This window comes from Oerskovia rustica (assembly GCF_014836555.1).
GTDB classification, from domain to species: Bacteria; Actinomycetota; Actinomycetes; order Actinomycetales; family Cellulomonadaceae; genus Oerskovia; species Oerskovia rustica.
The window spans coordinates 13,068-36,366 of record NZ_JACSQQ010000009.1 but is presented as its reverse complement, the minus strand read 5'-3'; the positions used below and the strand labels follow the sequence as shown (position 1 = coordinate 36,366).

General features: G+C 72.9%; 20 protein-coding genes. 4 read left to right on the top strand and 16 right to left on the bottom strand.

From position 1 onward, the window contains the following. Window positions 1–32: 32 nt before the first annotated feature. The 5 genes from H9652_RS07015 to H9652_RS06995 form a co-directional block, all read right to left on the bottom strand. A complete protein-coding gene (locus H9652_RS07015; protein ID WP_191795617.1) occupies window positions 33–1,358 on the bottom strand; it encodes a M16 family metallopeptidase in 1,326 nt (441 codons plus the stop codon). Window position 1,359: 1 nt separating this feature from the next. Continuing rightward, the gene (locus H9652_RS07010) at window positions 1,360–3,591 is read right to left on the bottom strand and encodes a polyribonucleotide nucleotidyltransferase (protein ID WP_191795616.1); all 2,232 of its coding nucleotides are present in this window, start codon (window positions 3,589–3,591) and stop codon (window positions 1,360–1,362) included. A 224-nt stretch (window positions 3,592–3,815) separates the two neighbouring features. Further along, a complete protein-coding gene (rpsO, locus tag H9652_RS07005) occupies window positions 3,816–4,085 on the bottom strand; it encodes a 30S ribosomal protein S15 (protein WP_030150575.1) in 270 nt (89 codons plus the stop codon). Window positions 4,086–4,283: 198 nt separating this feature from the next. Next, window positions 4,284–4,928 carry a response regulator transcription factor gene (locus H9652_RS07000; RefSeq protein WP_318244020.1) on the bottom strand — a complete coding sequence of 215 codons (645 nt, stop codon included), beginning with the start codon at window positions 4,926–4,928 and terminating at the stop codon, window positions 4,284–4,286. Continuing rightward, entirely contained in the window at window positions 4,925–6,283 is a 1,359-nt protein-coding gene (locus tag H9652_RS06995) for a sensor histidine kinase (RefSeq protein ID WP_191795615.1), read from the bottom strand. The genes H9652_RS07000 and H9652_RS06995 overlap by 4 nt, the downstream gene beginning before the upstream one ends. 174 nt (window positions 6,284–6,457) lie before the next feature. On the opposite strand from H9652_RS06995, the gene H9652_RS06990 reads away from it, so the two are divergent. Together H9652_RS06990 and H9652_RS06985 are read left to right on the top strand one after the other, a co-directional pair. After that, a complete protein-coding gene (locus tag H9652_RS06990) occupies window positions 6,458–7,567 on the top strand; it encodes an ABC transporter permease (protein ID WP_191795614.1) in 1,110 nt (369 codons plus the stop codon). Between the two features lie 89 nt (window positions 7,568–7,656). Continuing rightward, entirely contained in the window at window positions 7,657–8,379 is a 723-nt protein-coding gene (locus tag H9652_RS06985) for an ABC transporter ATP-binding protein (RefSeq protein WP_191795613.1), read from the top strand. Window positions 8,380–8,428: 49 nt separating this feature from the next. Here H9652_RS06985 and H9652_RS06980 read toward each other — a convergent pair whose 3' ends face one another. From H9652_RS06980 to H9652_RS06955, 6 genes are all read right to left on the bottom strand, one after another. Beyond that, window positions 8,429–8,959 carry a flavodoxin family protein gene (locus tag H9652_RS06980; protein WP_191795612.1) on the bottom strand — a complete coding sequence of 177 codons (531 nt, stop codon included), beginning with the start codon at window positions 8,957–8,959 and terminating at the stop codon, window positions 8,429–8,431. A 122-nt stretch (window positions 8,960–9,081) separates the two neighbouring features. Next, window positions 9,082–10,743, bottom strand: coding sequence for a DUF6297 family protein (locus H9652_RS06975; protein ID WP_191795611.1), 1,662 nt, complete (start codon window positions 10,741–10,743; stop codon window positions 9,082–9,084). Between the two features lie 10 nt (window positions 10,744–10,753). Continuing rightward, on the bottom strand, window positions 10,754–11,449 hold the full coding sequence (locus H9652_RS06970) for an ABC transporter ATP-binding protein (protein WP_191795610.1): 696 nt from the start codon (window positions 11,447–11,449) through the stop codon (window positions 10,754–10,756). A 2-nt stretch (window positions 11,450–11,451) separates the two neighbouring features. Next, window positions 11,452–12,492, bottom strand: a complete 1,041-nt coding sequence (locus H9652_RS06965) for a bifunctional riboflavin kinase/FAD synthetase (RefSeq protein ID WP_191795609.1) — start codon at window positions 12,490–12,492, stop codon at window positions 11,452–11,454. A gap of 149 nt (window positions 12,493–12,641) precedes the next feature. After that, window positions 12,642–13,604, bottom strand: coding sequence for a tRNA pseudouridine(55) synthase TruB (gene truB / locus H9652_RS06960; RefSeq protein ID WP_191795608.1), 963 nt, complete (start codon window positions 13,602–13,604; stop codon window positions 12,642–12,644). 52 nt (window positions 13,605–13,656) lie between these two features. After that, window positions 13,657–14,325: a TetR/AcrR family transcriptional regulator gene (locus H9652_RS06955; protein WP_225227866.1), complete on the bottom strand. Its 669-nt coding sequence runs from the start codon at window positions 14,323–14,325 to the stop codon at window positions 13,657–13,659. Between the two features lie 77 nt (window positions 14,326–14,402). On the opposite strand from H9652_RS06955, the gene H9652_RS06950 reads away from it, so the two are divergent. Then, complete coding sequence (locus tag H9652_RS06950; protein WP_191795607.1) at window positions 14,403–15,905, top strand: MFS transporter; 1,503 nt, start codon at window positions 14,403–14,405, stop codon at window positions 15,903–15,905. Between the two features lie 281 nt (window positions 15,906–16,186). Here the strand turns inward: H9652_RS06950 and rbfA are convergent, their stop codons facing one another. The 5 genes from rbfA to H9652_RS06925 all read right to left on the bottom strand — a co-directional run bounded on the left by rbfA (window position 16,187) and on the right by H9652_RS06925 (window position 22,003). Beyond that, a complete protein-coding gene (gene rbfA, locus H9652_RS06945) occupies window positions 16,187–16,660 on the bottom strand; it encodes a 30S ribosome-binding factor RbfA (RefSeq protein WP_191795606.1) in 474 nt (157 codons plus the stop codon). A gap of 193 nt (window positions 16,661–16,853) precedes the next feature. Continuing rightward, the gene (infB, locus tag H9652_RS06940) at window positions 16,854–19,778 is read right to left on the bottom strand and encodes a translation initiation factor IF-2 (RefSeq protein ID WP_191795605.1); all 2,925 of its coding nucleotides are present in this window, start codon (window positions 19,776–19,778) and stop codon (window positions 16,854–16,856) included. A gap of 221 nt (window positions 19,779–19,999) precedes the next feature. Continuing rightward, window positions 20,000–20,197, bottom strand: coding sequence for a YlxR family protein (locus H9652_RS20250; protein WP_240666240.1), 198 nt, complete (start codon window positions 20,195–20,197; stop codon window positions 20,000–20,002). Window positions 20,198–20,344: 147 nt separating this feature from the next. Further along, complete coding sequence (nusA, locus tag H9652_RS06930; protein WP_191795604.1) at window positions 20,345–21,451, bottom strand: transcription termination factor NusA; 1,107 nt, start codon at window positions 21,449–21,451, stop codon at window positions 20,345–20,347. 3 nt (window positions 21,452–21,454) lie between these two features. Continuing rightward, the gene (locus H9652_RS06925) at window positions 21,455–22,003 is read right to left on the bottom strand and encodes a ribosome maturation factor RimP (RefSeq protein ID WP_191795603.1); all 549 of its coding nucleotides are present in this window, start codon (window positions 22,001–22,003) and stop codon (window positions 21,455–21,457) included. A gap of 222 nt (window positions 22,004–22,225) precedes the next feature. Between H9652_RS06925 and H9652_RS06920 the strand changes: the two genes are divergently transcribed. Further along, a complete protein-coding gene (locus tag H9652_RS06920) occupies window positions 22,226–23,224 on the top strand; it encodes a DUF4439 domain-containing protein (protein ID WP_318244019.1) in 999 nt (332 codons plus the stop codon). The last annotated feature ends 75 nt before the right edge of the window (window positions 23,225–23,299 follow it).

Here is a 23,299-nt window from a genome sequence, read left to right as displayed (position 1 = left end):
CCCCCCCCCCCTCCTCGTTCACGCTGTGAGACTCAGTCCCCGAAAGGACCGACGCGCACGGTCGAGCGCGGGCGGGAGGCGAGCTCCTCCGCGAGCTTGCGCACGTCGTCGGACGTCACCGAACGGATCCGTTCGAGCGACTCCGCGACGCTCAGCAGCTCGCCGAACACGAGCTCCGACTTGCCCAGGCGGCTCATGCGCGAGCCCGAGTCCTCCAGGCCCAGCACCAGCCCGCCGGAGAGCTGACCGATGCTCCGGTCCAGCTCGGCCTGCGTGATGCCCGACTCCGCGAGCTTCTCGAGCTCGCTCGTCATGAGCTCGGTGACCTGGTCGACCTTCGAGGGCGCGCAGCCCGCGTACAGGCCGAACGTCCCGATGCCGCCATGCCCCGACGCGAACGAGTACGTCGAGTACGCCAGGCCCCGCTTCTCGCGGATCTCCTGGAAGAGCCGCGAGCTCATGCCGCCACCGAGGACGGCGCTGAGCACCGAGAGCACGAAGCGGCGGTCGTCCGTCGCGGACAGGCCCGTGCCGCCGATGATGACGTTGGCCTGCTCGACGGTGCGGCGGATCGTGAGCTCGACGCCCTCGATCCCCACGCCCTGCACGTCCGCGTTGTCGCGGCGAGCGCGAGGCGTGCCCGCAGGGTCGAGGTCCCAGCCACCGGTCGTGAGCGCGGTCGCGACCTGCTCGCACAGCGTGTCGTGGTCGACCCCACCGGCCGCGGCGACGACGAGCGTCTCCGGGCGGTAGTGCCACTGGTAGTGCTCCCAGACGGCGCTGCGCGGCACGGCGTTGATGGTGTCCGGCGTGCCGCCGATCGGGCGCCCCAGGGGGTGCCCGGCCAGGACGGCCTGCGCGAACTCCTCGTGCACGACGTCCGACGGGTCGTCGTCGTTCATCGCGAGCTCTTCGAGGATCACCCCGCGCTCGGTCTCGAGCTCGTCCTCGTCGAGGCGCGCCGAGGTCACCATGTCGGTGATGACGTCGACCGCCATGGGCAGGTCGGAGTCGAGCACGCGGGCGTAGTAGCAGGTGTGCTCCTTGCCGGTCGCGGCGTTGGCCTCACCGCCGACGGCGTCGAACGCCTCGGCGATGTCCATCGCGGACCGGCGGGCAGTTCCCTTGAAGAGCAGGTGCTCCAGGAAGTGCGTGGAGCCGAAGTGACCGTCGGTCTCGTCGCGCGAGCCGACGCCGACCCATGCTCCGACGGTCGCCGAGCGCAGGCCCGGCATCGACTCGGTGAGGACCCGAACCCCGCCGGGCAGGACCGAGCGACGAATCGTCGCCCCGTCCTGCCCGGCGGTCAGCTCACCCTCGGGCGAACCCGAGGGGACGAGCGGAAGGTTCCAGGGCACGTCAGGCGTCGTCCCCGGCAGGTGCCTCGGCGTCGGCCGGAGCGTCGTCCGAGCCCTCGACGACCGCGTGCAGCGAGAGCTTGCCGCGCGGGTCGATCTCGCCGATCTCGACCTGGACCTTCTGGCCGATCGACAGGACGTCCTCGACGTTCTCGACGCGCTTGCCACCGACGAGCTTGCGGATCTGGCTGATGTGCAGCAGACCGTCCTTGCCCGGGGACAGCGAGACGAAGGCGCCGAACGACGTGGTCTTGACGACCGTGCCGACGAAGCGCTCGCCGATCTCGGGGACGTGCGGGTTGGCGATCGCGTTGATCGCCGCGCGGGCGGCCTCTGCGGAGGGGCCGTCGGTGGCACCGATGTACACGGTGCCGTCGTCCTCGATGGAGATGTCCGCGCCCGTCTCCTCCTGGATCTGGTTGATCATCTTGCCCTTGGGGCCGATGACCTCGCCGATCTTGTCCACGGGGACCTTGACCGCGATGACGCGAGGAGCGTTGGGGCTCATCTCGTCCGGCACGTCGATGGCCTCGTTGAGGACGTCCAGGATGGTCAGGCGTGCGTCGCGGGCCTGGGTCAGCGCGCCGGCCAGGACCGAGGCGGGGATGCCGTCGAGCTTGGTGTCGAGCTGGATGGCCGTGATGAACTCACGCGTACCGGCGACCTTGAAGTCCATGTCGCCGAACGCGTCCTCGGCACCGAGGATGTCGGTCAGCGCCGCGTAGCGCGTCTCGCCGTCGACGGTGTCGGAGACGAGGCCCATCGCGATGCCCGCGACCGCTGCGCGCAGCGGCACACCGGCGTTGAGGAGCGAGAGCGTCGAGGCGCACACGGAGCCCATCGAGGTCGAGCCGTTGGACCCGAGGGCCTCGGAGACCTGACGGATCGCGTAGGGGAACTCCTCGCGGCTCGGCAGCACCGGCACGATCGCACGCTCGGCGAGGGCGCCGTGCCCGATCTCGCGACGCTTCGGGCTGCCCACGCGGCCGGTCTCGCCGGTCGAGTAGGGCGGGAAGTTGTAGTTGTGCATGTAGCGCTTGCGCGTCTCCGGGGAGAGCGTGTCGAGCTGCTGCTCCATGCGGAGCATGTTGAGCGTGGTGACACCCAGGATCTGGGTCTCGCCGCGCTCGAAGATCGCCGAGCCGTGCACGCGGGGCAGGACCTCGACCTCGGCCGAGAGGGTGCGGATGTCCGCGAGCCCACGACCGTCGATGCGGAAGCCGTCCGTGAGGATGCGCGCGCGGATGAGCTTCTTCTGCACCGAGCGGTACGCGGCGGAGATCTCCTTCTCGCGGCCCGCGAAGTCACCGGCGAGCTCGGCCTGGATCTCGGCCTTGATCTCGTCGAGACGGTTCTCGCGGTCCTGCTTGTCGGCGATGCTCAGGGCCTCGCCCAGGCGGGCCGTCGCAGCGGCCTCGACCGCGGCGTAGACGTCGTCCTGGTAGTCCGGGAACGTCGGGAAGTCCTGCACGGGCTTGGCGGCCTTGGCCGCGAGCTCCTGCTGCGCCTCGACGAGCACGCGGATGAAGGGCTTGGCGGCCTCGAGGCCGCCTGCGACGACCTCTTCGGTCGGGGCGCCGACGCCCTCGTTCTTGATGAGGTTCCAGGAACCCTCGGTGGCCTCGGCCTCGACCATGGTGATCGCGACGTCGTCACCCACGACACGACCGGCGACGACCATGTCGAAGACGGCGCGCTCCTTGTCGGAGTACTTGGGGAACGCGACCCACTGGCCGTCGATCAGGGCGACGCGGACGGCGCCGATCGGGCCGGAGAACGGCAGGCCGGAGAGCTGCGTCGAGATCGACGCGGCGTTGATGGCCAGGGTGTCGTACGCGTCGTCCGGGTGGATGGCGAGCACGGTGATGACGACCTGGACCTCGTTGCGCAGGCCCTTGACGAACAGGGGGCGCAGCGGGCGGTCGATCAGGCGGCAGGCCAGGATCGCCTCGGTCGAGGGGCGACCCTCACGACGGAAGAACGAACCGGGGATCTTGCCGGCGGCGTACTGCCGCTCCTCGACGTCCACCGTCAGGGGGAAGAAGTCGAACTGGTCCTTGGGGTGCTTGCCGGCCGTCGTGGTCGACAGCAGCATGGTCTCGCCGTCCAGGTAGGCGGCGGCGGAGCCACCGGCCTGGCGCGCGAGGCGTCCGGTCTCGAACCGGACGGTACGGGTTCCGAAGCGACCGTTGTCGATCGTTGCTTCGGTGAATTCGATCTCGGGACCCTCCACGGGTGCCCTCCTCACTCTCGAAGTGCCGCCTTCGGTGCCTGTCGAGGGTGCATCCACTCGACGCTCGGCGGTCTTCGATCGAGGCCCACGGTCTTCCCGCTCTTGGCGGGTTCCGGGAGCCACTACCGAGGACCGAACGAAAGGCTGGCGGCGTGGGTTTTCTTACGGGTGCTTCACACCGGACCAGCCCGGCCCCGTCCGGGGCCGGGCTGAGTCAGGGAATGTCAGCGACGCAGGCCGAGGCGCTCGATGAGGCTGCGGTAGCGGTTGATGTCGACCTTCTGCAGGTAGCCGAGGAGACGGCGACGCTGGCCGACGAGGAGCAGCAGGCCACGACGGCTGTGGTGGTCGTGCTTGTGCTCCTTGAGGTGCTCGGTCAGGTCCTTGATGCGCTGCGTCAGCATCGCGATCTGGACCTCGGGCGAACCGGTGTCGCCCTCGCTCGTGGCGTACTCGGTCATGATGCGCTGCTTGGTGGCAGTGTCGAGGGGCACGGCTCTCCTTGTAGTGTTCGTTGCGCGGCGCGCCAGGGCTTGATCCCTGGGCTCTTCGGCAGGCTTACCAGCCTCCGCGGCCGTTCTGACGGCGCCCATAGTCTAGCAGGGTTGCCCGGGGCACGGCCCTGACCTCGCGGGACGGCGAGCCCGGTACCTGGACGAGCGTACCGGTACGCGCCCACGGGACATCGGGGCTCACTCCCCCAGCAGCCCCCGCCTGCGCGCCTCGGCCACCGCGGCCGTGCGCGAGTCGACCCCGAGCTTCTCGTACACGTGGACCAGGTGGGACTTCACGGTCGCCTTCGACAGGAACAGCCGGCGCGCGACCTCGTCGTTCGAGCACCCCTGCGCGACGAGCCCGAGGACCTCGAGCTCGCGCAGCGACAGCGAGACGCCCGGTGCCCGCATGCGCCCGAGCAGCCGACGCTGCACGCTCGGCCCGAGCGCGACCTGCCCACCCGCCGCCGCGCGGATCGCGGCGGTCAGCTCGTCGGTCGGCGCGTCCTTGAGCAGGTAGCCGATGGCGCCGGCCTCGATCGCCGCGAGGATCTCCTGGTCGGAGTCGTAGGTCGTGAGGATCAGGACGGGCGGGCCGCCCAGGCGCGTGACCTCGCGCGCGGCCTGCGCACCGCCCATGCGCCCCTCGCCGAAGCGCAGGTCGAGCAGCACGACGTCGGCCTCGAGCCCGGCCCCGACCCGGCGCACGAGCTCCTCGGCCGTCGCGAGCTCGTCCACCACCTCCATGTCCCCCTCGGCGTCGACGACGGCCCGCAGGCCCGCGCGGACCACGGGGTGGTCGTCGGTCAGGACGACGCGGACGGTCGCCGGTCCTTGTGTCACCGAGTCTCCTGGGGGTCGAGCGGAAGGTGGACCGCGAGCGCCGTCCCGGCGCCCGGCTCGGTCTCGAGAGAGAACGTGCCGCCGAGCTCGGCGACGCGCGAGCGCATCGCGGTCAGGCCGAACCCTGAGCGAGGCGGGGGCGTCGCCGCTCCTGTCGCGCCGTCGCCACGCTCCTCCTGCCCGACGGCGGAGCCCCCGTCCGCGCCCGGGCGCGGTCCGGGGAGCGCGAGCGGGTCGAACCCGCGACCGTCGTCGACCACGTCGAGCGCCACGGCGTCCCCGAGGAAGCTGAGCGTGACCGCGGCCCGCGAGGCTCCCGCGTGCTGGACGACGTTGGCGAGAGCCGACTGCGCGATCCGCAGCAGCGCGGTCTCGACGGGCACGGGCAGCGGACGAGGTCGCCCGGACACGTCGACGGTCACGCGCAGGTCGTCGCCCGAGGCCAGCGCCGTGCGCTCGGCGACGCGCTCGAGCGCCCCGACCAGGGTCGCCGACTCGAGGTCCGCGGGTGCGAGGTCGCGCACGAAGCGCCGGGCCTCGGCGAGGTTCTGCTGCGCGGCGACCCGTGACCGGGTGACGTAGCCGCGCGCGGTGCGTGCCGCCGTCGGGCCGGGGGCTCCCTCGGCGAACGCTCCCGGCGCCTCGACCTCCGCCAGGGCCGTGTCCGCAGCGCGCAGCAGCAGCTCGATCGACGAGAAGCCCTGCGCGAGGGTGTCGTGGATCTCGCGCGCGAGGCGCTCGCGCTCGGTCGCGACCGCCGCCTCGCGCTCGGAGACCGCGAGGTCGGCCCGGGTGCGGACCAGGTCGTCGATGAGCTCCTGGCGGCCCTGCGACTCGCGCACGATCGTCTCGAAGCCGAGGACGACGGCGATCGCGACGAGGCCGCCGAACGTCGGGCCCAGGATCGAGCCCACGAGCTGTTGCCCGCCCAGGATGGCGCCACCGATCGCGCACGCGGTCGTCGCGGCCACGGCCACGATCCCGCGGCGGGGTCCGAGCACGTGCATCTCGAGGAACATGAGCGGGAACGCGATCCACAGCGCGACCGGGGTCAGGAGCAGCAGGAGGGCCCACCCCACGATCAGCGCCGCGACCCACGCTCCCGTGGGCCACCAGGCGCCGCGCGGGGCGTCGACCGCGGTGTCGCGCACGTTGATCCGCGAACGCCCCACGCCGTAGACGAGCAGGAGCCCCAGGCCGCACGCGAGCGCGCCCCACGCCCCGGCGTCCAGTCCCCCGGCGCTCAGGGCCTCGGCCCAGCGGGAGCCGACCGCGAGCCCGACGAGGGCCACCAGGAGCACGTCGAGCGCGATCTGGAGCCCGAGGGCGGCGGAGATCACGGCGCGAGGCTTCACATCGCCACCCTAGCGACGCGGCGGGCGCGCCGTGCCGCGCGCGATCCATCGAAAGGTTGATCCTCGGACCCACCCTGCGGCCACCGGAGAGCATCCACGGGCCCGATCCGCGCGAGCCCCTCCGGCGGGAGGCTGGACGCAGATCGATTCCACGCCAACCACCGGAGGCTCTTGATGTTCGTCGCGCTGCGCGACCTGCGCTTCGCCCGGGGACGCTTCGTCCTCATGTCCACCGTCATCGTCCTCATCACGTTCCTCGTGGGCTTCCTCGCCTCGCTGACCGCGGGACTGGCCCGCGCGAGCACCTCGGGCATCACCGACCTCCCGGTCGACAGCCTCGCGTTCACCGTCACCGGGGATGCGAAGCCCTCCTTCACCGAGTCCCAGGTCGACGCCGCGCAGTGGGAAGCGTTCGCCGCTGTGGACGGTGTCTCCTCGGCCGAACCTCTCGGGATCGCGACGACGCGCGCGTCGGTCACCGCAGGCGCCGACGGCGAGGCAGGCACCACCGCCGCCGTCACCGCGTTCGGCTCGCGCCCCGGCTCGGGCCTCGTGCCCGACGGCGCCGAGGCCGCCCCCGGGACCGTGCTGCTGTCGAGCGGCGCGGCCGACGACCTGGGCGCCCAGAAGGGCGACGAGGTCGCCCTGGGCTCGCTGACCCTGACCGTCGCGGGCGTGCTCGACACACAGGCCGACTTCTCGCACACACCCGTCGTCTGGATGGACCTGACCGACTGGCAGACCGTCGGAGCCCGCGGCGGCGGCGCGTCCGGTGACGAGGTCGCGACCGTCGTCGCCATCACCGGGGACCCCAGCGACTCCGCCCTCGCCGCAGCCGAGTCCGAGACCGGCACCGCGACCCTGACCCCGATGGGCGCCCGCGCCGCGGTCAGCTCGTTCTCGGCCGAGAACATGTCCCTCACGATGATGCAGGGATTCCTGCTCGCGATCTCCGCCCTCGTCGTGGGCGCGTTCTTCACCGTGTGGACCATCAACCGGGCCGGCGACGTCGCGGTGCTCAAGGCGCTCGGCGCCTCGACCTCCTACCTGCTGCGCGACGCGATCGGCCAGGCGCTCGTCCTGCTCGTGCTCGGCGTCGGCATCGGGACCGCGCTCGCAGCCGGGGCCGGGGCGCTTGCAGCCCAGGTCATGCCCGTCGTCGTCTCCCCCGCCACGACCCTCCTGCCCGCGCTCGTCCTCGTGGTCCTCGGGGCGGTCGGCGCCGTCGCGGCGATCCTGCGGATCACGCGCATCGACCCGCACGCGGCGCTCGCGGCCCGCTGAGGCGCCCGCCTGCTCGCCGCTCCTGCGGCGGGGTTGGCGCTCGCGACCGCTCCCCCTTGCTCCTGAAAGCTGCTCCTGAAAGGCACACCATGGACCTCACCCTCGACCACGTCACCCTCGTCTACCCCGACGGCGAGTCGACCGTCACCGCGGTCGACGACGTCTCCCTGACCGTCCCCGCCGGGACCACGACCGCGGTGCTCGGCCCGTCGGGTTCGGGCAAGTCGAGCCTGCTCGCAGTGGCGGCGACCCTCACGACCCCGACGTCCGGGGAGGTGCGCATCGGCGACGACGTCGTCAACGCCCCTGTCGGCGGGGCCGCTGCCGGCTCAGCCGTGTCCGCGGACGCGGCGCGGCTGCGGCGCGACCGGATCGGGATCGTCTTCCAGCAGCCGCAGCTCATCGCGTCGCTCACGGCGCTCGAGAACCTCGAGCTCATGAGCCACCTGCGCGGCGAGCGGCCCTCGGCGCACCGTGACCGGGCGCTCGAGCTGCTCGACGCCGTCGGGCTCCGGGACGTGGCCGCCAAGCGACCCGGCCAGCTCTCCGGCGGTCAGCGCCAGCGCGTCGCGATCGCCCGGGCCCTCATGAACCACCCCGAGGTCCTGCTGGTCGACGAGCCGACCTCGGCGCTCGACCACGAACGCGGCGTCCAGATCATCGAGCTCGTCACCCGGCTCACCCGGGAGACGGGCGCCGCGACCATCGTCGTGACCCACGACGAGGCCACGCTCGACACGGTCGACGCACGCGTGCACCTGGCGGACGGGCGGCTCCTGGAGGCGGACGAGATGGCGACGCTCGGGGCCTGACCCGGCATCGGCGGACCGGGGCGTGGCGTCTCGACGTGGAGGCGCCGCCTCAGGACAAGCTCTGCCGGGCGAGCAGCGCCGTCCGGCCGAGCTCACGCCCCCACTCGCGCGCCCGCTCGACCTCGCCCGGGCACAGCGGTCCTTCCATGCCCTCCACGTAGAAGGAGTGCGGGGAGTCGGCAGGCGAGAGCCCGCGCCGGCGAACCACCCGGTCGGCTGCTCGGGCAGCGCTGCCCGGAAGGTGCTTGACGGACTTCACGCGGGTGTCGAACGTCGCGCCGAACCGCCCGGAGGCGTCGTCGGCCAGGGCATCAAGCCATTCGCGGATGCCCCGTTCGACGGTCGGGCTCCCCGGGCGCCGACCGGCCGCCTCCTCGCGTGAGGCCAGTCGTGACATGCCGAAGGCGTGCGTGGGTCCGCCGACCACGATGAGGTCTGCCCCCAGGACGTCGTCGGCCGGCGCTGTCGCGGACACCTCGACCGTCCGCACGGCCACCTGCTCGGACAGCCCTTCGGCCACCGCCCGCGCGATCTCGGCGGTGTTCCCGAACATCGACTCGTAGATCACGACTGCTTCCATGGCTCCCGCTCCTGTCGTCAGGACCAGGTTGCTCGCGGAGCACCACCACCGCCAGTATCTTTGGTCCGGACGCCACGGGTCCTTCGACCCGGTCTGCCACGGTCCGCCTCGGCCAGCCCCGGTCAGCCCAGCAGCGGCTTGGCCCCCGTGGCCCGCACGTGCGAGGCCACGGCCAGCGCGATCCACACCGCGATCCCCTGGAACAGGACGAGGGTCAGGGTGGGCGCGCCCACGAGGAGGCAGATACCGAGCGGGATCGCGCTCAGCACGGCGACGTCGGGCCCCTGGGCGATCATCGACGCCGCGCCGGTCGGCAGCGCACCGGCGGGGGTCGCCACGAGCGGGCCGGACCAGTTCGGTGGCTTGCGGTAGGCGCCGCGGATCGCTGCCGCGCCCATGCCGACCGCGACGACGACCACCAGGGCGAACCACAGCCACTCCCCCGTGCCCAGCACCAGCGGCACGATCCCCACCACGAGCGCGAGGAGCGCGGTCAGCGTCGGCACGACGGTGCGGGCGAGCCGCGCGTCGCGCGCGGAGAGCGGCATCATCGCGTCGAGCGCGGGCACCATCTCCGCGGTGCGCGCGCCCTCGGCGCCGAGCTGGGCACCCCTGAACCCCGCGACCACGAGCAGGACGAACAACCCGAACCCGCCCTCGAACGCAGGGACCTGCTGGGCCACGATCACGAGCGCCGTGAGTCCCACGAGCTGGGCGACGGCCGACGGGCTGCGCCGCAGGAGCGTGAGGTCGGCAGCGACGAGCGCAGAGACCGGCCCTCGCACGACCGCGAAGCGCGAGGGTCTCCGGGCCCTGCCGCCGCGGGTCGAGCCCGCGCGGCTCAGCGCACGGCCGAACTCTCCGCCCGCCTGGTCGGCGACCGCGCTCTGCGTGCGCAGGACCTGGGCCCCGAGCGCCACGAGCCGTCGCCACCACACGACCGCGAGGGCCAGCGCACCGGCTCCGACGACGACGACCACCCACGAGGGGACCGACAGCTCGCGCAGGTCGGACCAGCCCGCCGCCACGAGCACGACACCGGCGACCGGGACCGCGGCGATGAGCACGTCGCTCACCCGCGCGACCGTCGCGGCCACCCGGGTCCGCGGCTGGATGAGCCCGGCGAGCCCCACGAGCAGCAGGCCCGCCGCGGCGCCGAGGGCCGCGCTGCGCCCGGCCACACCCGGGTCGGCACCAGAGGCGAGCGCGATCGCCGCGAGCCCTCCTGCGCCGACGACGACCGCGACCGCGACCCCGCGCCAGTACGACGGCGTGAGCAGGCCGCGCCGGTCGACGGGCATCGGGACCCACCAGCGCACGCCCGCGCTGCCCGTCCCGAGCGGCCCCAGCCGCACGGCCATGCCTGTCATGAGGGCCAGGAGCGCGACCGACGCGAGGGCCTGGATCGTGGCTGCCGTCAGGACCGGGGCACGCCCGTCGACGGGGTCGACGAAGATCGTCTCGCGGAGCACGTTCGCGGCACCGATCACGAAGCCGATCGAGATCGCGATCGACACCACGACGTAGGCGACGTTGCCGAGCAGCTCGCCGGGGCCCGCGTCGGCCCGTGAGGCCGTGACGCGTGCGGTGAGGCGCCGGATCTCCCGACCGGAGAACTCCTCGTCCGGGACGGCGACGAGCAGCGGCAAGGGAGCGTGCTCGACCACGGGCTCAGGCGTCACGGGTTCGGGCGCGGCGGGACCGCCCGGTGCAGCCGCGGCGTCGCGGGATCCCGGCTTCGCGCCGTGCGGGCGCTTTCTGCCCCTGCCCTGCGCCGCGTTCATCGCCGCGTCCTCAACGGACCTGGGCGAGCGCGGTGAGCGCGGCCTGGTGCCCGAGGCGCACGCACTCGTCGTCGCCGACGAGCAGCCCGCGGGCCCCGGTGCGCTCGACGAGGTCGGGGTCGTGGGTCGCGAACACGACGGCGGCTCCGCGCCCGGCCTCCTCGACGAGGATCCGTGCGAGGTCGGCGCGCATGCCGGGGTCGAGGCGTTGCTCGGGCTCGTCGAGCACGAGGACCTCGCGGGGACGGGCGAACCCGGCCGCGAGCAGGAGACGTCGGCGCTGCCCCGAGGACAGCTCGGTCGGCATGGCTCCCGACTGCTCGCTCAGGCCGAAGCGGTCGAGGAGCTGGTCGACGACCTCGCCCGCCCCGGCGACGCCGTGGCCGCGCGCGGTCAGGACGAGGTGCTCACGGGCCGTGAGCCCGGGGAAGTAGGCGTCGTCGTCGAGGATGCCGACGACCTTGGCGCGGAAGTCACGCTCGCGCTCGTCGACGTCCCGGCCGAACGCCAGGACCTTGCCCGACAACGGGGCGAGCACGCCCAGGAGCGCGCGCAGGAGCGTCGACTTGCCGCTGCCGTTGGGCCCGATGATCGCCCACAGCTCACCGGGGCGGACGGCCAGGTCGACGGGCGCGCACACGGGTGCCTCGGCGTACCCGACGCGCAGGGCTCGGGTCTCCAGGACGGGCTGCTTCTTGACCGACACGACTACTCCTCCGCCTCGGCCGGCGACACGTCCGGGTCCGGCCCGGCCGACCCCGCACCCGCGGCGAGGATCGCGCGGGCGCGCGCGACGTCGTCGTGCATGGTCTCCACGAGCGCCTCGATGCCGTCGAAGCGCAACGTGGGGCGCAGGTGCTCGACGAACTCCAGGACGACCTCCTCGTCGTACAGGTCGAGGTCGGTGCGGTCCAGGACGTAGGCCTCGACGCGGCGCTCGACGCCGTCGAACGTGGGGTTGGTGCCGATCGAGATGGCCGCGGGCAGCACGCCGTCGCAGTTCCCGGGCGCCGCCGCGAGGAGCTGGGGGCGACGCAGCCAGCCCGCGTACACGCCGTCGGCCGGGACCATGCCGGTGATCGCACCCAGGTTCGCGGTGGGGAACCCGAGCTCGCGGCCGCGCGCGTCGCCGTGGATCACGACGCCGCGCAGGCGGTGGTGACGTCCGAGCAGCGCCGCGGCCTCGCGGACCTTGCCGTCCGTGAGCAGGCCGCGGATCTCGGTCGAGGACCAGCGCCCGCTGGGCGCGCCGGCGTCCACGGCGACCGACGCGACCGTCCCGACGTCGTCGATCGCGCGGACCTCGAAGCCGTGCGTCCGGCCGAGCTCGATCATGGTCGCCAGGTTGCCCGCGTTGTCGCGCCCGAAGCGCACGTCGTGCCCCACGACGACCGTTCGGGCGCCCAGACCCTCGACGAGGTAGGTCCGCACGAACTCCTCGGACGTCTGCTGCGCGAAGTCGAGCGTGTACTCGACGAGCAGCACCGCGTCGAGGCCCGTGGCCTCCAGCAGCTCCATGCGGTCGGCGATCCCGGTCAGGAGCTCGGGCGCCTGCTCGGGCCGGTGGACCGTCGCAGGGTGCGGGTGGAACGTCACGGCGACCGCCTCGGAGCCGGACTCCCGGGCGAGGGACACGATGCGGCCGAGCACCTCGGCATGGCCGCGGTGGACGCCGTCGAAGTTGCCGATCGTCACGACCGACGGTCCGAATCCCGGCGGAACCTGGTCCAGGTCCGTCCACAGGTGCACGCGTACTCCTCGAGATGTGTGTGAGGCGGGTCCGCTCAGGAGGCCCGACGACGGCGCGCACCCACGGCGCGCCTGGTCAAGGTTGCCACGACTCGGCCCCGGGTTCCCCATCGAACCGGACTGCGGTCGCCCGCTGTCCGCGCTCGTGCTCACGCCGGGGCGAAGACGATCACCGGCTTGGCCTTGTGCCTTCCCTCGCGCACCACGTTCTCGAGCAGCGCGACGAGGGAGCCGTCGTCACCGATCGCGGCCGTCGTGGCGTCCTGCGCGGACGGGTCGATCCACTTGCCGTAGGACAGCGCGGTGCGCTCCTCGGGCGTCAGGTCGCGCGCCGGGAACGTCGCGCGGGCCGCGGCGGCGAGCGGGAGCGTCGCGAGGACGCCGTCGCGCTCGACCTGCGCCTCGAGCTCGTCGAGCGTCGAGGCCCCGTCGAGCGCGTAGCCGCCCACGCGGGTGCGGCGCAGCACCGTGAGGTGTCCCCCGACGCCGAGGCCCGCACCCAGGTCGCGGGCGAGCGCCCGGACGTAGGTCCCCGAGGAGCACACGACCGTGACGTCGACGTCGAACGCGGGGACGTCGTCGGGCTCCACGGCCGGGACCGGTCGCACGTCGTGGACGTCGAAGCGCGAGATCGTCACCGGGCGGGCTGCGAGCTCGACCTGCTCGCCCGAGCGTACGAGCGCGTACGCGCGCTGCCCGTCGACCTTGATCGCCGACACCGAGCTCGGCACCTGCTCGATGGGGCCGGTCAGGAGCGCGACGCCCGCGTCGATCGCCTCGCGCGTGACGGCCGAGGCGTCCGTGCGTGAGGTGGTCTCGCCCTCGGCGTCGTCCGTCGTGGTGGCGACGCCCAGGCGGATCGTCGCCGTGTACTCCTTGTCCGCACCCACGACGTACGTCAGGAGCTTGGTCGCGCGCCCGATCCCCAGGACCAGGACGCCCGTCGCCATGGGGTCGAGCGTGCCCGCGTGGCCCACCTTGCGGGTCCCCGCGAGCCGACGCAGGCGGCTCACCACGTCGTGGCTCGTGAGGCCCTGGGGCTTGTCGACGACCACGAGGCCGTCGGGGGCGGTGGGGCGGCGCTCGCGCACCGGCTTCTGGTCGTGCGTCATCGTGGTCCTCGTGCTCGGGGGTCGGAAAGAGAGGGCGTGCGGGTGGGTCGCGTCAGCGCCGGGAGGACTCCGGCCGCGGCGCGGCCCGGCCCGTGTCCGGTGCCTCCTGGGCGGCCGGGTCGACCGCGGGCAGCGCGTCGCCGAACGCGCAGAGCATGAGCTCGGCCAGGCGCGGGTCGTCCCCGAAGTGCTCGGGGGCGCCGATCGCGAGGAGGGTGTTGAGCAGCATGCCCTGGGCGAGGAAGTCGCGCGCCTGCTCGAGCGTGCCGCCCGTGCGGTCCTGGTAGATCTCGAAGATCTGGACGAAGATCTCGCGCGAGCGTGCCCCGAAGACCGGGTCCGCCCCGGCCGCGAAGCCGTGCATCAGGACGAGCAGGAGGTTGCGGTCGCCCAGGAGGCGGACGTAGGCCGCGCCGAGCTCGGCAGAGGCCTCAGTGCCTCGGGGCACCTGCGAGAAGGCCCCGACGATGCGCCTGCCGATGCGGTCGAACACCTCGGCGAAGAGCTCGTGCTTGGTGCCGAACATCCGCACGACGTAGGGCTGGGAGACTCCTGCGGCTCGGGCGACCTGGTCGGTGCTGGTCCCTGCGTAGCCGCCCGCGGCGAACACCGCGGTCGCCGCGTCGAGGATCTGCTCGCGGCGCTCGTCGCGCGACATGCGGCGCGTCGGCTCCCCCGCCTCGACGGACGGGGCCCGCTCGGAACTGGTGGCGCTCTCCATGTTGACAAGGTTATCAGTTGATAACTAGCGTCGGAATCCTAGTAATCATCCGATGCTTACCTCACCGAGGAGTTCTCATGTCCACGACCGCCCCACCCGACCGGCCCCCCACCCTCGACACCGCTGCCGCCGCCGGCACCGCCCTCCCCGCAGGCCTCACCACCGCGATCGACGACGCGCGAACCCCCGGTGCGCGCCGCCGACGGCCCCTCGCGCTGGTCCTGGTCGCGGCCTCGCTGCCCATGTTCATGGCCACGCTCGACAACCTCGTCGTCACCGGAGCCCTGCCCGTGATCGCCCGGGCCCTGCGGCCGAGCGTCGAGCAGCTCCAGTGGTTCGTCAACGCCTACACGCTCGCGTTCGCGACCCTCATGCTCGTCGCCGCCTCGCTCGGCGACCGGTTCGGACGGCGCCGCGTCTTCGTCGTCGGGATCGCCGTGTTCACGCTCGCGTCGGTCGCGTGCGCGCTCGCCGACACCCCCTCCGCACTCATCGCGGCCCGTGCGGTCCAGGGCGCCGGCGCGGCAGCGATCATGCCGCTGTCCCTCGCCCTCATCGCCGACGCCGTGCCGCGCGCCAGGCGTGCGCTCGCGATCGGGATCTGGGGCGGCGTCTCGGGCCTGGGCGTCGCGCTCGGGCCGCTCGTGGGCGGCGCGGTCGTCGAGGGCATGAGCTGGGAGGCCATCTTCTGGATCAACGTGCCCGTCGCGCTCGTCGCGGTCCCGCTCGTGTTCGTCGCGCTGCGCGAGTCGTTCGGCCACCGCGGACCGATCGACCTCGTGGGCCTCGCGCTCGCCGGGACCGGCGTCTTCGCGGGGGTCTGGGGCATCGTCCGCGGCAACGAGGACGGCTGGACGTCCGCCGTCGTGCTCTCGCTGCTCGCCGGGTCCATCCTCCTGCTCGCGGCCTTCGTCGCCTGGGAGCAGCGTCTCGCCCGCCTCGGCGGCTCACCGCTCGTCCCCCTGCGCCTGTTCCGCTCGCGCAGCTTCGCGGTCGCGAACGTGTCCGGCTTCGCATTCTCGCTCGGCATGTTCGGCGCGGTGTTCCTGCTCATCCAGTACTTCCAGATCGCCGAGGGCCTCTCCCCGCTCGAGGCAGGGGTCCGCACGCTCCCCTGGACGGCGGCCCCCATGCTCGTGGCCCCGCTCGCGGGCATGCTCGCGCCGCGCCTGGGCATCCGCACCCTGCTCGTGACGGGTCTGACCCTCCAGACCCTCGCGCTCGCCTGGCTCGCTCTCGTGTCCTCGGGCGCGACGTACGCCGAGCTCGTCCCGGCCTTCGTGCTCGCGGGCGTCGGCATGGGCCTGACGTTCGCGCCGAGCGCGACCGCCGTCCTCGTCGACATGGACGAGTCCGACAACGCGACCGCGAGCTCGACCAACTCGACCGTGCGTGAGGTGGGCGTGGCGCTGGGCGTCGCGGTCCTGGTCGCGGTCTTCCAGGCCGCCGGCGGGGCCTTGACCCCGGACCTGTTCACGGAGGGCCTGCCCGCGGCGCTCTGGGTCGGCGCGGCGAGCGTGGGAGTGGGCGCGATCGCGGCGACGTTCCTCCCCCGCCGCTCCGCCCGCCCGACGGCGTAGCGCGCGGCCGGGCCGCCACGTCGCCGGCGGCGGCCGGAACCCCCTCGAGTGTGCAGTTCGGGTCGTCACCGGCGCCCGACGACGACCACAGCTGCACACTCGACGTGCGGCAAGGCGGCGGACCGCTGCCCAGCCCCAGGGCAGCAGGATCCCGTCCCGGTCCGGGTCCGGCGAGCGCCGGATCCGCACAGCGGAACGGCCGGCCCCCTGAGGGACCGGCCGTTCCGTGTGCTCGTGGTGCAGCACCCACCCGATCGCTCGGAGGGTGCGGGTGCTCGCCGTCAGGCGGGCGCGACCTCGTCGGAGTCTGCGGACCCGTCGGCCTCGGCCGCGTCGTCGGCAGGCTTCTTGTACGGGTCGGCGTCGCCGGCGTACGTGGCCTTCTCGCGCAGCGCGGCGAGCTCGGCGTCGCGACGTGCCGCCTCGTGGAGGGCGACGTCGAGGTGGGCCGCGGTGTCCGGCACCGAGTCGAGGTGGAACTCGAGCGTCGGCGTGAGCCGGATACCGGTCTGCTTGCCGACCTCGGAGCGGATGATCCCCTTGGCGCTCTCGAGCGCCGCGGCGGTCCCTGCCCGCTCCTCGTCGTTGCCGTAGACCGTGTAGAACACCGAGGCGTTCTGCAGGTCACCGGTCACGCGCACGTCGGTGATGGTCACGAACCCGAGACGGGGGTCCTTGATCCGGGTGTCGAGCATCTGCGCCACGATGACCTTGATGCGGTCAGCGAGCTTCCGAGCCCTGGGCTTGTCGACCATGGTCCAGTCCTTTCATCAGGGTGAGCCCCCGGGGTTTCAGCCCGCGGTGGGCCCCTTCGGGCGACGTGCGTGAACGAACAGCTCCGCCGACGCCGTCCGTGAGGTGTGGCGGGTCGTGGTGGGTCTGGCACGGGCCGCCAGGCCCGCGGTAGACCCGCCACACCTCACGGGTAGGCGTCAGCGGAGAGGTACGTCAGCTACGCGGCTTCTCCCGCATCTCGAACGTCTCGATCGTGTCGCCGATCTGCAGGTCGTTGAACGACCCGAGGCCGATACCGCACTCGAAGCCCTCGCGGACCTCCGTGGCGTCGTCCTTGAACCGCTTGAGCGACTCGACCGTGAGGTTGTCGCCGATGACGGCTCCCCCACGCAGGACACGGGCCTTGGAGTTCCGTCGGATCTCGCCCGAGCGGACGATCGAACCGGCGATGTTCCCGAACTTGGAGGAACGGAAGACCTCGCGGATCTCGGCGGTGCCGAGCTGCGCCTCTTCGTACTCGGGCTTGAGCATGCCCTTGAGCGCAGCCTCGACGTCGTCGATCGCCTGGTAGATGATCGAGTAGAACCGGACGTCGACGCCCTCGCGCTCCGCCAGAGCCTCGACGCGCTCGCCGTACTTGACGTTGAACCCGATGATGATCGCGTTGTCCACGGTCGCCAGGTTGACGTCGTTCTGGGTGATCGCACCGACGCCGCGGTGGATGATGCGCAGCTGGACCTCGTCGCCGACGTCGATCTGCAGCAGCGCGTCCTCGAGTGCCTCGACGGCACCCGACACGTCGCCCTTGAGGACCAGGTTGAGGGTCTCGACCTTGCCCTGCTCGAGCGCCTGGGCGAAGTCCTCGAGGCTGACGCGCTTGCGGCGCTTGGCCAGGAGGGCTGCACGCTCCGCGGCCTCGCGCTTCTCGGCGATCTGACGAGCGGTGCGCTCGTCGGGTGCCACGAGGAACGTGTCACCGGCGCTGGGCACGGACGCGAGCCCGAGCACCATGACGGGGCGGGCGGGGCCTGCCTCGGTGACGTTGTTGCCGTGCTCGTCGAACATCGCACGGACGCGGCCGTGGGCGGTGCCCGCGACGATCGCGTCTCCGACGTGGAGCGTGCCGGACTGGACCAGGACGGTCGCGACGGCGCCGCGGCCCTTGTCGAGGTTCGCCTCGATGGCGACGCCTCGTGCGTCCTTGTCCGGGTTGGCGCGCAGGTCGAGCGAGGCGTCCGCCGTGAGGAGGACGGCCTCGAGCAGCGCGTCGATGCCCATGTTCTGCTTCGCGGACACGTCGACGAACATGGTGTCGCCGCCGTACTCCTCGGCCACCAGGTTGTACTCGGTGAGCTGCTGGCGGATCTTGGCCGGGTTCGCCGACTCCTTGTCCACCTTGTTCACCGCGACGACGATCGGCACGCCGGCCGACTGCGCGTGGTTCAGCGCCTCGACCGTCTGGGGCATGACGCCGTCGTCGGCCGCGACCACGAGGATCGCGATGTCGGTGACCTGGGCACCACGGGCACGCATGGCGGTGAACGCCTCGTGACCCGGGGTGTCGATGAACGTGATGGGACGCTCGACGCCCTCGTGCTCGTGACGGACCTGGTAGGCACCGATGTGCTGGGTGATGCCGCCGGCCTCGCCCGAGATGACGTCGGTCTGACGGATCGCGTCGAGCAGTCGCGTCTTACCGTGGTCGACGTGGCCCATGACCGTGACGACGGGCGGACGAGCCTGGAGCTCGTCGTCGCCCTCGCCCTCGAGCTCGGCATCGAGGTCGATGTCGAAGGCACCGAGGAGCTCGCGGTCCTCTTCCTCCGCCGAGACCATCTCGATGACGTAGCCGAGCTCTGCCGCGAGCGAACCGAACGTGTCCTCGTCGAGGGACTGCGTGGCGGTCGCCATCTCACCGAGGTGGAACAGCACCGTCACGAGGCTCGCGGGGTTCGCGTCGATCTTGTCGGCGAAGTCGTTGAGCGAGGATCCGTGACGCAGGCGCACCACGGTCGAGCCGTTCCCACGGGGAACCTGCACGCCACCCAGCGAGGGGGCCTGCATCTGCTCGAACTCCTGGCGCTTCGCCCGCTTCGACTTGCGCCCACGGACGGGGCGCCCTCCGGCACGACCGAACGCACCCTGCGTGCTGCCACGACCGGCACCACCACGACCGCCACCACCGGGGCGACCGGCGAAGCCGCCGCCACCACCGGGAGCGCCACCGCCGCCGGGGCCGCCACCGGCGCCGCCGGGACGACCGGCGAAGCCGCCGCGACCGCCACCTGCACCGCCGCCACCGCCCGGACGACCGCCGGGAGCAGGACGGTCACCGGGGCGACCGATCGAGGTACGACCCGGCATCATGCCCGGGTTGGGGCGAGGTGCACCAGGACGCGGGGCGGGACGAGGACCACCGGGACGGGGTCCGCCGGAACGCTCCGTGCTGCCTGCTGCGGGGTTCGCGTTGGCCGCGGGGTCCGCGGCGCGCTCCGGACGCGCACCGGGCCGGGGCATGCCCTGGCTCGAGGCGAACGGGTTGTTGCCCGGGCGCGGGGAGCCGGAACGCGGCATGCCCTGGCTCGAGGCGAACGGGTTGTTGCCCGGGCGCGGGGCGCCAGGACGTGCGCCACCAGCGGACCCACCGGGGCGGGCTGCTGCGGGACGCGGGCCGGGCGCGGGGGCGTTGCCGCCACCGGCCGGCTTGGGCGATGCCGACGGCTTGCGCTCGGCGGCCGGCGCGGGCGCCGGTGCTGCGGGCTTCTTGGCCTCGGCAGCAGGCTCGACGAACGCAGGGCTCGCCGCGGCCTCCTTGGCGGGGGCCGGTGCGGGAGCCTTGGGTGCGGCGGGCGCCGGGGCTGCGGGGGCAGCCGGAGCCGGAGCAGCAGGCGCCGGGGCGGCCTCTGCTGCGGGCACGGGCTTGGGGGCCGCCGGACGTGCCGGCGCGGGCTTGGCGGGAGCGCTTGCGCTCTCCGTGCCACCGGCCGGGAAGGTGTCGCGCAGCTTGCGGACGACCGGCGGTTCGATGGTCGAGGATGCCGAGCGGACGAACTCACCGAGTTCCGTCAGCTTGGTCATGATGGTCTTGCTCTCCACCCCGAGCTCCTTAGCGAGCTCGTAGACGCGGACCTTTGCCACAACTCTCCTGTCTCGGCCCACCCGAAACAGGGAGGACCGTCTTTAGTGCTGGGTGCTCATCGCTGGGTACTCATCGGGTGCCCATCGGCTTCTAACCCGCTTCCTTGTCGACGATTCGTGCGGTGTTCGTGCGGTACTGGCGCGGTTCGGCCGTCGCGACGCGTGGTGCGTCGCCGACCGGGACCGCCGACTGACGATGACTGGCGATGACTGACGACGGGTCAGCCTTCCCTGTCGAGATGGGCTCGGGCTTCGGCGAGATCCACGGGCCCTGCGAGACGCAGGGCCCGGGGGAAGGCTCGTCGACGCTCGGCCAGCTCGAGGCAACGCCGAGCATCGTGGAGCCAGGCGCCGCGCCCCGGGAGCGACCGGCCGACGTCGACGAGGAGCCGAGGCTCCGGGACGTCGGGCTGGTCCACCACGAGGCGGAGAAGAACAGACCGCAGGTCACGTTCCCGGCAGCCGACGCACGTTCGAACGGGCGCGTGAGCGCCTGAAGGGTCGTGTGACGGTGTCCGGACCCGTGGCCCAGTCAAGGACAGTCTAGCGCGCCCGCTCACCTGGTGTTACCCGTTTCCGTCACCGGTGCCCGACTCCTCCCCGTCGTCCGAGGCCTCCGCGGCACGAGCGCTCGTCGCTCCGGCGTGGTCGACCTCGTCCGAACGGATGTCGATGCGCCAGCCGGTGAGCTTCGCGGCGAGCCGGGCATTCTGCCCTTCCTTGCCGATCGCGAGGGAGAGCTGGAAGTCCGGCACGACGACGCGGGCGGCGCGAGCCTCGGCGTCCACGACGGTGACTGACGTCACACGCGCGGGCGACAGCGCGCTGGCCACGAACGCGGCCGGGTCGTCGCTGAAGTCGACGATGTCGATCTTCTCGCCGTGGAGCTCGGCCATGACGGCGCGGACGCGTGCGCCCATGGGGCCGATGCAGGCGCCCTTGGCGTTGAGCCCCGCGACGCGCGAGCGGACCGCGACCTTGGACCGGTGGCCGGCCTCCCGGGCGATCGCCATGATCTCGACCGAGCCGTCCGCGACCTCCGGGACCTCGAGCTCGAAGAGCTTGCGCACGAGGTTGGGGTGGGTCCGGCTGAGCGTGATCTGGGGGCCCTTCATGCCGCGCGCCACGTCCAGGACGTAGGCACGCAGGCGCTCGCCGTGGACGTAGTCCTCGGTCGGCACCTGCTCGTGCGGCGGCAGGAGCGCCTCGGTGCCACCCACGTCCACGAGGACCATGCGCGGGTCGTTGCCCTGCTGGATGACGCCCGCCAGGACCTCACCCTCCTTGCCGCGGAACGTGCCGAGGATCTGGTCGTCCTCGGCGTCACGCAGGCGCTGCACGATCACCTGGCGGGCGGTCGCGGTCGCGATGCGACCGAAGTCCTTGGGCGTGTGGTCGAACTCGGGCCCGAACACCGGGGCCTTGTAGCGCCGGACCGGCTGGCCGTCCTCGTCGAGCTCTGGCTCCTCGTCCTCCTCGGCCGGGAGCTCCTCGCGCGCCCAGACCGTGACGTGGCCCGTGCGGCGCTCGAGCTCGACCCGTGCCCGCGCATAGGCGTCGGGGGTCCGGTGGTAGGCGGAGAGCAGCGCCTGCTCGATCGCCGCCACCAGGATGTCGAGGCTGATGTCCTTCTCGCGCTCCAGCAGGCGCAGCGCGCTCATGTCGATGTCCATCGATCAGACCTCCTCGTCGTGCGGGGCGTCGGCCCCGGGGTTCGCGTCAACAGCCATCTCCGGGCCGAGGTCCACCTCGAGGGCGCGCTTGAGCTCGACCTGGATCGCCCCACGGACCACGTCGGCGAGCGCGACGGACTCCACGGGGGCGTCGGTGAGCAGCAGGTTCCCGTCCTCGACGTCCGCAAGACGCCCCTCGACGGTCCCGCCGTCCTGCAGCGCGAGCCGCACGATGCGTCCGCGGGCGCGCTTGAAGTGGCGCAGCTCGGTCAGCGGGCGAGAGGTTCCGGGGGTCGAGATCTCGAGCGTGTAGGCGCCGGGGAAGGCGTTCGACGTGTCGAGCACGGTGTTGATGTCGCGCGAGACCTCGGCGACACGGTCCAGGCCGAGGTTGCCCAGGGCGTCCTCGGGGAGATCCAGCGTGATGCGGACGACCGAGCGGCTTCCGGCCAGGGTGACGGTCACGTCCTCCAGGTACAGGTCCGCGTCCTGTACGACCGGTTCCACGACCCGGCGGACCTTGTCCGCCCCGGCCTGCTTCGCCTTGTTCATCTCTCGGTCTCCCGTCGGCTCCCACTGCCCACCGGGCAAGGATTCGACCGGTGTGTTGTTGTACGGGATCAGCCTAACGACTCACCCACGCCGAACGTGACATCATCACCCTCGATGACTGCCGAACCTGCTCCGCACCCGCACCGTCCGCACCACCCGGACACCGCCTCAGCGTCCGCTTCGTCACGTTTTCCGCGGTGGAACGCCCCAGGGCGCCCTGTCGTGCGCCGTGGCGTGGTGGCGATCGTCACGTCGCTCGCGCTGCTCGCGGTCGCCGGATGCGGCCTGCGGCTCGAGACCCCGCCCCCGACCGAGCCCGTCCCGGACGCCCAGGAGACGCTCCGCCGCGTCGCCGTCGAGGGCGCGCTGCTCGTGGGCGACCTCGCCGACGCGGCGGCCGCGACGCCGTCGGGCCTGGACCAGACAGCCCTCGACGCCCTGGCGAGCACGAGCACCCAGGCCGACGAGCACGTGACACAGCTGGGGGGCGTCTACGACTCGGGCCTCCCCGAGCCCGACGCTGCCGCCGACGAGCCCACGACCGGCGCGACCGACCAGCCGACGGCTCCGGCGACCGCGACTCCCGCCGAGGTCGTCGAGGCGCTCGCGACGTCCGCCGTCGCGCTCCGTGGGGCGGCCGACGAGACCGAGGACGGGCCGTTCGCGCGCCTGGTCACGTCGATCGCGGCGTCCCAGGACGCCTCTGCGCGCCAGGTGGCCGCGACGACCGGCACTCCCCTGCCCGACTCGCTCCCCACCCCCACGGGGCTGCTCGTCCCCGAGGCCGCGCCGTCGGGCCTGAGCGCGACCGACCTGTCCACGATCGTCGAGGCCGAGGACGCCGCAGGGTACGCCTACGAGGTCCGTGCGGCGCTCGCCGACGGCGAGCTGCGCGACGCCGCGCTCGGACGCGCCCTGCTGCACCGCGCGCGGGCCGAGGCGTGGGCCCAGGCCGCAGGGACGGCGGGCGGGCCGCAGGACCCCCGCCGGGTCGCGTACACGATCCCGTCCGACGTCCCGACGCCGGAGCTCGCCGCGCAGCTCGAGACCTCGCTCGCGGAGTCGTACGCCGCGCTCACGGGCGAGGCCGGCGCCGGGTCGAGGCTCCCCCTCGTCGACCTGCTGATCGAGGCGAACCTCGCCGCGATCGGCTGGGGCGCCCCGGTGAGCGCCTTCCCGGGCCTGCCCGAGCAGGCGACGCAGACGCCCGCGGCCGGCTGACGGTCGCCAGCGCCAGGACGACGCACCACGCAGCACGAGACGGGCCGGGCCCGGGAGCGACGAACGCTCCCGGGC

Excerpts from the sequence above, each read along its gene's own strand:
- H9652_RS06990 (WP_191795614.1), top strand. The coding sequence starts at position 6,458 with ATGTTCGTCGCGCTGCGCGACCTGCGCTTCGCCCGGGGACGCTTCGTC.
- H9652_RS06985 (WP_191795613.1), top strand. The coding sequence starts at position 7,657 with ATGGACCTCACCCTCGACCACGTCACCCTCGTCTACCCCGACGGCGAG.
- H9652_RS06980 (WP_191795612.1), bottom strand. The coding sequence starts at position 8,959 with ATGGAAGCAGTCGTGATCTACGAGTCGATGTTCGGGAACACCGCCGAG.
- H9652_RS06975 (WP_191795611.1), bottom strand. The coding sequence starts at position 10,743 with ATGAACGCGGCGCAGGGCAGGGGCAGAAAGCGCCCGCACGGCGCGAAG.
- truB (WP_191795608.1), bottom strand. The coding sequence starts at position 13,604 with ATGACGCACGACCAGAAGCCGGTGCGCGAGCGCCGCCCCACCGCCCCC.
- H9652_RS06955 (WP_225227866.1), bottom strand. The coding sequence starts at position 14,325 with ATGGAGAGCGCCACCAGTTCCGAGCGGGCCCCGTCCGTCGAGGCGGGG.
- H9652_RS06950 (WP_191795607.1), top strand. The coding sequence starts at position 14,403 with ATGTCCACGACCGCCCCACCCGACCGGCCCCCCACCCTCGACACCGCT.
- rbfA (WP_191795606.1), bottom strand. The coding sequence starts at position 16,660 with ATGGTCGACAAGCCCAGGGCTCGGAAGCTCGCTGACCGCATCAAGGTC.
- nusA (WP_191795604.1), bottom strand. The coding sequence starts at position 21,451 with ATGGACATCGACATGAGCGCGCTGCGCCTGCTGGAGCGCGAGAAGGAC.
- H9652_RS06925 (WP_191795603.1), bottom strand. The coding sequence starts at position 22,003 with ATGAACAAGGCGAAGCAGGCCGGGGCGGACAAGGTCCGCCGGGTCGTG.